Raw genomic sequence first — 11,690 nt, 5'->3', positions numbered from 1 at the left:
GCGGCGGCCAACGAAAGCTGCGCGGCTACATCGAACGACGGTCGAGCATCGCGCGCGCGATCGTACCGGCGTCGACATATTCGAGCTCGCCGCCCACCGGCACGCCGCGCGCGAGACGCGTGACGGCAAGGCCGCGCGCCTTCAGCGTCTGTCCGAGGTAATGCGCGGTGGCCTCGCCTTCGTTGGTGAAATTGGTGGCCAGCACGACTTCCTTGACGACGCCATCCGACGCGCGCTTCACGAGCCGATCGAAATGGATCTCCTTCGGGCCGATGCCGTCGAGCGGACTCAACCGCCCCATCAGCACGAAGTAGAGGCCGCGATAGGTCATCGTCTGTTCGAGCATGATCTGGTCGGCCGGGGTCTCGACGACGCACAGCAGCGACGGATCGCGCTCCTCATCGAGGCAGACCTCGCAGATCTGCGCTTCGGTAAACGTGTTGCACTTTTCGCAGTGACGCAGGTGCTCGGTCGCGAACAACAGCGAGCGGCCGAGCTTTTCGGCGCCTTCGCGATCGTGCTGCATCAAGTGATACGCCATGCGCTGCGCGGACTTCGGCCCGACACCGGGCAGCACGCGCAGCGCTTCGACGAGCGCCGACAGGGCGGAAGGTTGTTTCATGCGGATCGGCGTCGACGTGGTGGTGCTCGGGTGGGCGAATCGGGATGCGGGAGGGCGCTCGGACCAGGGCGCGCTTTCGCACCGCGGCAATGAACCGCCGCGGCGCTCACCCGCTTTAGCCCGCTGTCAATCAGAGCAGGTTTAGAACGGCAGCTTGAAGCCCGGCGGCAGCGGCAGGCCGGCGGTCATGCCGCCCATCTTTTCCTGCGCGGTAGCCTCGGCCTTGCGTACGGCGTCGTTGAACGCGGCGGCGACGAGATCTTCCAGCATGTCCTTGTCGTCGGCGAGCAGGCTCGGGTCGATCGATACGCGGCGCACGTCGTTCTTGCAGGTCATCGTCACCTTCACGAGACCGGCACCCGACTGCCCCTCGACCTCGATCTGCGCGAGTTGCTCCTGCATCTTCTTCATGTTTTCCTGCATCTGCTGGGCTTGCTTCATCAGCCCGGCGAGTTGACCTTTCATCATGGACGTGCTCCTTCTAGATAGCGTGAAATCTGGCATTCCGGCGCCGCGCTGCGACGGCGCCGCGAACGATGGATCAGTGGGCCGGCGCCGCGCCGTTCGGGGCGGCGTCCGGGGTAATCGGGCGGATCGAGCCCGGCACGATGCTCGCGCCGAATTCGCGAATCAGCGACTGCACGAACGGATCGGCGCTGATTTCCCGCTCGGCCTCCTGCTGGCGCTGCGCGCGCAGCTTCGCGTCGTGCGCGGCAGCGGTACGGCGCGCCGGGCCGACTTCGACCTGCACGTCGACGTTCTGGCCGAGCCGCTCGACGAGCGCTGCCTTCAGTTTAGCGACCTGCGACGCTTCCGCGTATTGCGGCACCGGCACGTTGAGCTTAAGCGTATTGCCTTCGAGCGCCATTAGTTCGCTGTTGAAGGCGAGCTGATACGAGATACCCTTCAGCGGCAGATCGACCGCGAGCGCGGGCCAGTCGCCGGTGAAACCGAGCGGATCGAGCGGCACGACAGGCGGCAGCGGGCGCGTATCGACGACCGCCGCCGGTGCGGCGGCTTGCGCGGCGGGGCCGTCCATGCGGACGTCGTCGGGGCCGCTGTCGAACACCGGCACGAAGTTATCGTCTGGCGGCATGAAGTACGCATCGTCCGCGGCCGACAGCGGCATGTAGTCGTCGGGCGGCATGTCGTCCCAAGGTGGGATCGACGAGCTGTTCTGTTGCGCGTTGTTGCTTGCGCCGCTGTTGGCGTCGCGGGCAGGCGCAGCCTGCGCGCCGGTGTCTTGCGACGCGCGGCGCGGCGCACCGAGCGTCGGCACCGGCACGACCACGCGCGGTGCGGCGGGTTTCGGGGCGACCGGCGCGGCCGGCTTCGCAGCGCCGGGCGTGTTGGCGCGGCCACGGTCGGCCGATACTTTCATGCCGGCGTTGCGCAGCACGTCGAGCGCGGCGCTGGCGCCACCCGCGCGACGCGGCGCGGAGTCGGCCGAGGCCGCCGGTGCCGCCGTTGAAGCGGCTGCAGTCGATTCCTGCCGCGCTTCCGGTTCCGGTGACTTCCCCTCTTCCGCGCGAGCCAGCGCGCTCGCCGCGGACGCAGATGCGAGGTCGGAAGCTTCGTTCGAGACCGGCGCAGTCGAACTGGCGACGCCATCACTCGCGGGCGCGTCTTCCCACGGTGCCAGCGGACGTGCCGTCATAGCCGGTGCGTCTGTCGCGCGCACGGGTTCGGCATCGAGCGATTGCGGCGCTGCTTCAGTTCGCGCGGTGTCGGCTGCGGGCTTCGCGAGCGGCTTTGCAACCGTCGCGGTCGATTTCATCGCATCGACCCGCTCCTCGCCGGCAACGCCCACCTGAGGTCCGCGAGTCGGCGCGGCGGCCGCCATGGCCGTCGCGGACGAAGGCGACAGCGCGCGCAGCGCGGCAACCGTGGGTGCACCGGAGCGCTGCGCACCAGCGCCGAGCGCACCGGCCTGCGTGCCAGCGGCTCCCGCCGCGCCACCACCGCCGCCTGTCGGCGCCGGCTCGAACGCGAGCATGCGCAGCAGCGTCATCGTGAAGCCCGCGTATTCATCCGGCGCGAGGCCCAGCTCGCTTCGGCCGATCGTCGCGATCTGATAGAACAGTTGCACCTGCTCGGCGCTCAACGCGTCGGCAAAACGGCGCAGATCGGCCGCTTCAGGCCATTCGTCCAGCACCGACGAAGGCGCGAACTGCGCCCAGGCGATCCGATGCAACAGGCTCGCCAGATCCTGCAACGCCGTCGAAAACGACAGGCTGCGCAAGGCCATCTCGTCGGCGACCGCAAGCACCGCCGCGCCGTCGCCCTGCGCGAGCGCGTCGAGCAAGCGGATCAGATAGCTTTGGTCGAGCGCGCCGAGCATGCCGCGCACCGCGTCTTCGCTGACCTGGTTCGCCGAATAGGCGATCGCCTGATCGGTCAGCGATAGCGCGTCGCGCATCGAACCGTCGGCCGCGCGCGCGAGCAGGCGCAACGCCTGCGCCTCGTGAGGCACGTTCTCTTCGCCGAGAATGCGTTCGAGATGCGACACGATGTGGCCGGCCGGCATCTGCTTCAGATTGAACTGCAGACAGCGCGATAGAACGGTGACCGGAATCTTCTGCGGGTCGGTGGTCGCGAGAATGAACTTGACGTGCGGCGGCGGCTCCTCGAGCGTCTTCAGCATCGCGTTGAACGCGTGGTTCGTCAGCATATGCACTTCGTCGATCATGTAGACCTTGAAGCGCGCATCGACGGGCGCGTACACCGCGCGCTCGAGCAGCGCGGCCATTTCATCGACGCCGCGATTGCTCGCAGCATCCATCTCGACGTAATCGACGAAGCGCCCTTCGTCGATCTCGCGACACGCACGGCATACGCCGCACGGCGTCGACGTCACGCCGGTCTCGCAATTGAGCGCCTTCGCGAAGATGCGCGACAGCGTGGTCTTGCCGACGCCGCGCGTACCTGTAAACAAATAGGCATGGTGCAGACGGCCGCCGTCGAGCGCATGGGTGAGCGCGCGCACCACGTGCTCCTGTCCGACGAGCGAAGCGAAATCCTTCGGCCGCCATTTGCGTGCGAGAACTTGATAGGTCATCCGGAAATTGTATCAGTAACAATGGCGCGCAAAACCGATTCGGCAAGACGCGCGAACGCGCGATACGGCCGCGACGATGCTCCGTGCGACCACGGCGAACGATCAATATGAAAGCGGGGAATACTGTGGAGGAAAGACCGCGGAGAATCCGTGAAAACGGCGGCGGAGAAAACAGCAAAGGAAGGTGACGAGCCCGACCCTCGGCACTGGTGGAAAACGGCTGTGGCTGCTTCGTTCCCGACCTGACCAGGTTGACCATCCCTCCATGCGAGGAGGCCCGTCACGAAAGATTCTATCATTGCCGCGCGCATTGTGCGACTGTTGAGAAGCGCAAAACGCGAACGACGCTCCGCTTCGAACGCTCCGCACTGTTTACGCGCGCTTCCTGCATGCCGCCCGACCGCCTTCTAGCCGCCGCGGCGGCACCCGCCACGAAGCGGACTTGAGTTCGCCGCGCCCGCCACCATTTAGATCACAACGCGGTGTTCGTGAGCCGCAGAACCCGGCCGACGCCGCGGCGGCGACCTATTAGCCCCACTGCGCTAACGAGTACTATCGCCATCGGCAACGCATAGCGAATTAAGCTACACTGCCAGTTGAAAGACCCGCAGACGCGACTCTTTCCGCGTGCTCCGTAAAAATCCGGCGTTTTTTCAGACGGTTTTTCTGATTTTCACGGGCATGCGCGACAAGTCGCCGGATGCGGCAAAGCGAACGGAAATTTTCCCGGTTTTTGACGTATCGTGGCGAGCAATTCAGGCGGGCCTCGAACCGACAGAGGTATTCATAAATGAGCGAACAAATTAAGCATATTAGCGACGCATCGTTCGAACAGGACGTCGTGAAATCCGATAAACCCGTGCTGCTCGATTTCTGGGCCGAATGGTGCGGTCCCTGCAAGATGATCGCGCCGATCCTCGACGAAGTCGCGAAGGACTACGCCGACCGCCTGCAAGTCGCGAAGATCAATGTCGACGAGCATCAGTCCACGCCGGTCAAGTTCGGCGTGCGCGGCATCCCCACGCTGATCCTGTTCAAGAATGGCGCCGTCGCCGCTCAGAAGGTCGGCGCTCTGTCGAAGTCGCAACTCACCGCGTTCCTCGACGGCAACCTTTAATACATACAGAAGCACGCCGCGGCGCTCGAGGGTTCATCGCGCACCGCGAGCAGTAGAAGAGAATCGGGTGCATCGGTGGATGCAAACCGCCGCGCCCGCCGGTCGAGCGTGTTGTCAGCCGGCAACACGCTTTCCGACAAAGATGCCACTCCGCCGCACTGGCGGAAACTGGCGTGTGCTATGCTAGAATCCAGAAAACGTCGAAAAGACGTGTAAGTCTTTGAGCGGTTCCGCTCACCCTCCTCCCAGATTTCATTTCGTCGCACCTTCTCCTGCGGGTTCTCCGTATGCATTTATCCGAGCTTAAGACTCTGCACGTGTCCCAATTGATCGAGATGGCCAATGGCCTCGAGATCGAAAGCGCGAACCGCCTGCGCAAGCAGGAATTGATGTTCGCCATTCTAAAAAAACGAGCCAAAGCAGGCGACACGATCTTCGGCGACGGCACCCTCGAAGTGCTGCCCGACGGTTTCGGCTTCTTGCGTTCGCCGGAAACCTCCTACCTCGCGAGCACGGATGATATTTACATCAGCCCGTCGCAAATCCGCCGCTTCAATCTGCATACGGGCGACACGATCGAAGGCGAAGTGCGCACGCCGAAAGACGGCGAGCGCTATTTCGCGCTGGTGAAGGTGGACAAGGTCAACGGCCAGCCGCCGGAGGCCTCGAAGCACAAGATCATGTTCGAAAACCTGACGCCGCTGCACCCGAATAAGGTGCTGCTGCTCGAACGTGAAATGCGCGGCGAAGAGAACGTGACGGGCCGCATCATCGACATGATCGCGCCGATCGGCAAGGGCCAGCGCGGCCTCCTCGTCGCCTCGCCGAAGTCGGGCAAGACCGTGATGCTTCAGCACATCGCGCACGCGATCAAGCAGAACCATCCCGACGTCGTGCTGTTCGTGCTGCTGATCGACGAGCGCCCGGAAGAAGTGACGGAAATGCAACGCTCGGTGGCGGGCGAAGTGATCGCCTCCACGTTCGACGAACCCGCCGCGCGTCACGTGCAAGTCGCCGAAATGGTGATCGAGAAGGCCAAGCGCCTCGTCGAAATGAAGAACGACGTCGTGATTCTGCTCGATTCGATCACGCGTCTCGCGCGCGCTTACAACACGGTGGTGCCGGCCTCCGGCAAGGTGCTCACGGGTGGCGTCGACGCAAACGCGCTGCAGCGTCCGAAGCGCTTCTTCGGCGCGGCGCGCAACATCGAGGAAGGCGGATCGCTGACCATCATCGGCACGGCGCTGATCGAAACCGGCAGCCGCATGGACGACGTCATCTACGAAGAATTCAAGGGCACCGGCAACATGGAAGTGCACCTTGAGCGTCGTCTCGCCGAGAAGCGCGTCTACCCGTCGATCAACCTGAACAAGTCGGGCACGCGCCGCGAAGAGCTGCTGATCAAGCCCGAAGTGCTGCAGAAGATCTGGGTGCTGCGCAAGTTCATTCACGACATGGACGAAGTCGAGTCGATGGAATTCCTGCTCGATAAGATCCGCCAGACGAAGAGCAACTCCGAGTTCTTCGACATGATGCGTCGTGGTGGCGGCAGCTAACGCCTGACGTTCAGACTGGCCGTAGTGGCCGGCAACTGCACCGCATGAAAAACCGCTCGCAGATTGCGAGCGGTTTTTTTTCGCCCCTCATCCACCTGGACAATGCGGAGTCACAGGTCTCGAGTATTTCGCGCAACGCGACGTTCTCGTTCTTCGCCAGCTATCTTCGCGACCAAAGAGTTCATGCACGGGCTACCGGTTGAAGAACATCGTGCGGCAGTTGACCATCTCCTTGCGACCGCCTCGGTGATCATCATCGACCAGCACCGGCTCGCGCCGCATCAAAGTCGCCTCGCGGAGTCCGTGAATCCGTACAATCCGGTCTACCAGAACACGCTCGCGTATCGCGTCGATTAGCGGTCGGTCGCGCAGCAGGCCAATTCCCCCGCGTCGCTCGACGGCTTCTATTTTCTGATCGGCGTCGCAATATGCTGCGGCGTGTTCGCCGCGTGGCAAAAACAGATCGACTGAAGGTGGGCCAAGCATGCTGTCGAAACTCACGAACTGGCTGGGCACACGGCGTCGCGAGCGCGCGCTACGCGATTACGCGATCGACGATTCCTTGTGGCAGGCAACACTCGCCGGCCTGCCCTTTCTCACACATCTGGAAGCCGCCGATCTCGCACGGCTACGCGAGTTGACGAGTCTCTTCCTCGCGCAGAAGGAATTCTCGACCGCCCACGAGCTCGAACTGACCGATGCGATGACGGTCGCCATCGCCGCGCAGGCGTGCCTGCCGGTGCTGAATCTGAGCCTCGATCTGTATCGCGGCTGGGTTGGCGTCATCGTCTATCCGGGTGAGTTCGTGATCCGCAAAACCGTCGAGGACGAAGACGGCGTCGTGCACGAGGTCGAACACGACGCCAGCGGCGAGGCGTGGGAAGGCGGCCCGGTGGTGCTGTCGTGGGAGGACGCGCAGATGACCGACGGCAGCGACGCATACAACGTCGTGATCCACGAGTTCGCGCACAAGATCGACATGCTCAACGGCGAAGCGGACGGCCACCCGCCGCTGATGCGCCGCTGGCACGCGCCGCTCGATGCGCAAGCATGGGCCGACGTATTCGACCATGCTTACGATCACTTCTGCGCGAAAGTCGACGCTGTGCCCGAGCGTCGCTGGACGCGTTTCGAACGCGAGTCGCTGATCGACCCATATGCGGCGGACCATCCATCGGAATTCTTTGCCGTGTGCAGCGAGGCGCTGTTTGTGAAGCCGAAAGCGTTCGAGGCGGAGTATCCGGAACTGTACCGGCTGCTCGCGCGCTACTACCGGCAAGATCCTGCGCGCGTCGGATTGACGTTCACGCCGGTTTGAGATGCCGCGAACGGGCGCCGCTTGCGCCGCAATAGAATCTGGTGGCAGAAAAATCGCCAAGCGACTGATTTTCTGGCATAATCGCGGTTTTTCGACCGTAGGCAAGTGGCTCGCGCCTGAAGGCAGTCTAATTTAAGGCTGCACGCGGGTTGGCTACCGCCAGATTAAAGGAAAGACCATGAAAGAAGGCATTCACCCGGATTACCGCGAAGTCCTGTTCATCGATATGTCGAACGACTTCAAGTTTGTGACGCGCTCGACCATCCAGACGCGCGAAACCGCGGAATTCAACGGCAAGACCTACCCGCTCGCAAAGATCGAAGTGTCGTCGGAATCGCACCCGTTCTACACCGGCCAGCAAAAGATCATGGACACGGCCGGCCGCGTCGAGAAGTTCAACAAGAAGTTCGGCGCCCGCGCTTCGGGCAAGGCAGCAAAGTAATACCGCAACGGTGCCGGCTTCCGGCCGGCAACGGAGCAAACAGAAAGGGCAGCGTGAGCTGCCCTTTTTTGTCGCCTGTGCTTGTGCGGCCGCTGGGTCGCGCCGCGGGAAGCCTTGACCCGTCGGAACCAGCGCCGCGCTTTCGCGACACTTGTTACAGCTTGTCCATCGACGTTGCCGGGCGTTACCGGCCGTGACGTGCATCGCACCGCACGACTACAATGCCGGATGCTCGAAACGGGCCCTCCCGCCCTGACTTGCCGGGCCGCTCCGGCCGCATCGTTTATCCACACTCCACACACCGCATGAGACCTGTCGTCCGCCTCACCGCCTCTGCGACCAGTGCGTTGCCGCGCTGGCTGCTGCTGGCCATCTGTATCGTCTACGCCTCGTTCGGCCTGTTCGGCCGCGACCCGTGGAAGAACGAGGACGCAGCCGGCTTCGGTGTCATGTGGACAATGGCGAACGGCGGCGCGCACGACTGGCTGCTCCCGAATCTGGTCGGCAAATATTTGACCGAGGACGGCCCGCTCGGCTACTGGCTCGGCGCGAGTGCGATCCGCGTCCTCGCACCGTGGGTCGACGCGAGCAACGCATCGCGCGTATTCACGGGCCTGCTGTTTTGCGCGGGCTGTGCGTTCGTCTGGTACGCGGCGTATCTGCTCGGCCGGCGCGCCGAAGTGCAGCCGTTCAAATATGCTTTCGGCGGCGAACCGGAACCGCGCGACTACGGCCGCACGCTGGCCGATGGCGCTCTGCTGATCCTGCTCGCGTGCTTCGGCCTGGCCGAGCGCGGCCACGAAACCACGCCGCAGCTCGTGCAGTTCGTCTGCATCGCGATGCTCGTGTACGGCCTCGTACGCATGATCGACAAGCCGATCCAGGGCGCGCTGATCTGGGGTGTCGCGATCGGCCTCGTCACACTGGCGAGCAGCCCGGTGCTTGTCGGCGCGCTGCTGCTCGGTACGCTCGCGATGACGCTGATCGTGCGCGAAACGCGTTCACGCTGGCTGCTGCTCGCGGGTCTGCCCGTCGCGCTCGTGCTCGCCGTGTCGTGGCCGATCATCGCGCTTGCCGCGTTCCCCGACGACGCAGTCTGGTATCTCAATCAGTGGCTGCACGTTAGCCTGAGCTCGTTCGCGGGCCCCCCCGGCTCGGTCGCCGCGTATGCACTGAAAAATCTGCCGCTCTTCACATGGCCCGCGTGGCCGCTCGCGCTGTGGTCGTGGTTCAGTTGGAACGGGCTGCGGCGCGCGCCGCACGTGGCGATTCCGCTGTCGGTGATCGGGCCGCTGTTCGTGCTCGTGGTGCTGCAAAGCCATCAGTCGAATCGACTCTACATGCTGCTGCTGCCACCGCTCGCAGTGCTCGCCACTTTCGCGCTGCCGACGCTCAAGCGCGGTGCGATCAATGCGATCGACTGGTTCGCACTGCTGAGCTTCACGATCCTCGGCAGCTTCGTGTGGGCCGTGTATGTGGCGAGCCTGACCGGTTTTCCGCATCCGCTCGCGCGCAATCTCGCGCGGCTCGCGCCCGGCTTCGTGCCGCAGTTCAAGATTCTCTCGTTCATCTGCGCGATCGCGGTGACCGTGTGCTGGTTCCTGCTGGTGCGCTGGCGCCTCGCGCGTCATCCGAAGGTGTTGTGGCGCAGCGTGGTGCTGTCGAGCGCCGGCACCACGCTGATGTGGGTGCTGCTGATGACGCTGTGGCTGCCGGTCGTCAACTACAGCCGTACCTATCGCGACGTCGCGCAGCAGATCGCCAACCACTTGCCCGATGACTACACCTGCATTTCGCCGGTGCGCCTCGGCAATGCGCAGATCGCGACGTTCGCGTATTTCGGCGACATGCACTTCGCGTTCGACCAGGACTGCGACGTGATCTTGCGTCAGGACTCGCAGGACTACGGCGACCCGAGCGCACTGCCCGACTACATCTGGAAGCTCGTATGGGAAGGCCGCCGCGCCGCCGACCGCGACGAGCGCTTTCGCCTGTACGTGCGCATCGACCGTCCGAAGCCGCCGCCCGGCAAGCACCGCAACTGGCACAAGAAGCCCAACTGACCATGATCGCCGACGTACGGAAAATCGCCGCGCTCGCGTGGCCCGTATTGATCGGCCAACTGGCCATCATCGCGTTCGGCGTAATCGATACGGCGATGGTCGGGCGCTACTCGGCCGTCGATCTGGCCGCCCTCGGTCTCGGCTCGTCGATCTACATCTCGGTCTATATCGGCCTGACCGGCATCCTGACCGCGTTGCAGCCGATCACTGCACAGCTGTACGGCGCGCGCCGCTATGCCGAGATCGGCGAAGAGGTGCGCCAGTCATGGTGGCTCGCCGCCGCGCTGACCGTAATCGGCTTCCTGATCCTGTTCTTCCCCGGGCCGCTGCTGGCGTTGTCGCACGTGCCCGACGCGCTGCACGAGCGCACGCTCGCGTATCTGCGCATTCTCGCGTTCGGGCTGCCCGCCGGCCTCGCGTTCCGGGTCTACAGCTCGGTTGCCAACGCGCTCGGCAAACCACGGCTCGTGATGTTCCTGCAGATCGCCGCGCTGATGCTGAAAATTCCGCTCAATACCTGGTTCATATTCGGCGGCCTCGGCGTGCCGGCGCTGGGCGGTCCGGGCTGCGCGCTCGCGAGCACGCTGCTGAACTGGGCGCTCGCGTTGCTTGGCATGCTGCTGCTCGCGCGCGTCGACGATTTCAAGGCGCTCGGTATCTTCACGCGGTTCTGCTGGCCGGTCTGGAAGCGCCAGGCCGCGCAACTGCGGCTCGGCATTCCTATGGGGTTGTCGTATCTGATCGAGGTCACTTCGTACACGTTCATGGCGCTCTTCATCGCGCGCTTCGGCACGACGACGCTCGCCGGGCATCAGATCGCCGGCAACATCGGCGCGGTGCTGTATATGACGCCGCTGTCGATCGGCATCGCCTCGTCGACGCTGGTCGCGCAGGCGCTCGGCGCGCATCGGCCGCAAGCAGCGCGCACGCTGTCGCGTCATGGCATCGCGATGGCGGTTGCGATCGCGTGCTGCTATGGCGCGCTCGTGCTGGTGCTGCGGCCGTTGATCGTCGACGGCTATACGACGGACGCACAGGTCGCGGCGAAGGCGTTGCCGCTGGTGCTGATCGTCGCCTGCTACCACCTGTTCGACGCTTTGCAGATCACGACCGCGTTCGTGCTGCGCGCCTACAAGGTCGCGGTCGTGCCGACCGTCATCTATGCAGTGGCGCTGTGGGGTGTCGGGCTCGGTGGCGGCTATGCGCTCGGCTTCGACACGACCGGCCTCACGCCGCCCTGGCTGACCGGCGCGCGCGGTTTCTGGGTTGCGAATACCGCGAGTCTCGCGATTGCCGGAGTCGGCTTGCTCGTGTACTGGCGGGTGGTCAGCCAGCGTCATTTGCGCGAGATCGCTGCAGTGCGGGTTGATTCGGCAGTGTGAGGCGATGGGGGTTCGGGAAGGCTCCGAATCGAATCAAGCGGGCGGTTAGTTGCGTCCAATCCTCGGTGAGACAAAACCGCTCGGCCTCCCCCTTTCCCCTCCTCGCGCAGCCGGGCGCTCTCACGCTGCGGC

Annotated in this window: 9 protein-coding genes, 1 other RNA gene and 1 pseudogene; 7 read left to right on the top strand and 4 right to left on the bottom strand. The window is 64.2% G+C overall.

The window, feature by feature from the left end; all coding sequences use genetic code 11:
• Positions 1–25: 25 nt before the first annotated feature.
• From recR to ffs, 4 genes are all read right to left on the bottom strand, one after another.
• A complete protein-coding gene (gene recR / locus BC1002_RS06920) occupies positions 26–622 on the bottom strand; it encodes a recombination mediator RecR (protein WP_013089345.1) in 597 nt (198 codons plus the stop codon).
• A gap of 141 nt (positions 623–763) precedes the next feature.
• The gene (locus tag BC1002_RS06915) at positions 764–1,090 is read right to left on the bottom strand and encodes a YbaB/EbfC family nucleoid-associated protein (RefSeq protein ID WP_008923976.1); all 327 of its coding nucleotides are present in this window, start codon (positions 1,088–1,090) and stop codon (positions 764–766) included.
• Between the two features lie 73 nt (positions 1,091–1,163).
• The gene (locus BC1002_RS06910) at positions 1,164–3,680 is read right to left on the bottom strand and encodes a DNA polymerase III subunit gamma/tau (protein WP_013089344.1); all 2,517 of its coding nucleotides are present in this window, start codon (positions 3,678–3,680) and stop codon (positions 1,164–1,166) included.
• Positions 3,681–3,863: 183 nt separating this feature from the next.
• An RNA gene (gene ffs, locus BC1002_RS35640) (signal recognition particle sRNA small type) lies at positions 3,864–3,962 on the bottom strand.
• 508 nt (positions 3,963–4,470) lie between these two features.
• On the opposite strand from ffs, the gene trxA reads away from it, so the two are divergent.
• The 7 genes and pseudogenes from trxA (at position 4,471) to BC1002_RS06880 (ending at position 11,558) form a co-directional block, all read left to right on the top strand.
• Positions 4,471–4,797: a thioredoxin TrxA gene (trxA, locus tag BC1002_RS06905; protein WP_013089343.1), complete on the top strand. Its 327-nt coding sequence runs from the start codon at positions 4,471–4,473 to the stop codon at positions 4,795–4,797.
• 287 nt (positions 4,798–5,084) lie between these two features.
• Positions 5,085–6,353 carry a transcription termination factor Rho gene (gene rho / locus BC1002_RS06900; protein ID WP_008921615.1) on the top strand — a complete coding sequence of 423 codons (1,269 nt, stop codon included), beginning with the start codon at positions 5,085–5,087 and terminating at the stop codon, positions 6,351–6,353.
• Between the two features lie 162 nt (positions 6,354–6,515).
• Positions 6,516–6,824 (top strand): annotated as a pseudogene (locus BC1002_RS38765) (MFS transporter); the annotation flags it as partial.
• Positions 6,825–6,837: 13 nt separating this feature from the next.
• Positions 6,838–7,671: a M90 family metallopeptidase gene (locus BC1002_RS06895; protein WP_013089342.1), complete on the top strand. Its 834-nt coding sequence runs from the start codon at positions 6,838–6,840 to the stop codon at positions 7,669–7,671.
• Between the two features lie 178 nt (positions 7,672–7,849).
• Positions 7,850–8,113 (top strand): type B 50S ribosomal protein L31, encoded by a 264-nt coding sequence (locus BC1002_RS06890; protein ID WP_012400355.1) that lies wholly within the window; start codon positions 7,850–7,852, stop codon positions 8,111–8,113.
• A 305-nt stretch (positions 8,114–8,418) separates the two neighbouring features.
• Positions 8,419–10,176 (top strand): ArnT family glycosyltransferase, encoded by a 1,758-nt coding sequence (locus BC1002_RS06885; protein WP_013089341.1) that lies wholly within the window; start codon positions 8,419–8,421, stop codon positions 10,174–10,176.
• A gap of 2 nt (positions 10,177–10,178) precedes the next feature.
• The gene (locus BC1002_RS06880) at positions 10,179–11,558 is read left to right on the top strand and encodes an MATE family efflux transporter (protein ID WP_013089340.1); all 1,380 of its coding nucleotides are present in this window, start codon (positions 10,179–10,181) and stop codon (positions 11,556–11,558) included.
• Positions 11,559–11,690 lie beyond the last annotated feature (132 nt).

It is taken from the genome of Paraburkholderia atlantica, assembly GCF_000092885.1.
Classification (GTDB): domain Bacteria; phylum Pseudomonadota; class Gammaproteobacteria; order Burkholderiales; family Burkholderiaceae; genus Paraburkholderia; species Paraburkholderia atlantica.
The sequence above is the reverse complement of the archived record's forward strand: the minus strand, read 5'-3'. Positions and strand labels throughout refer to the sequence as shown.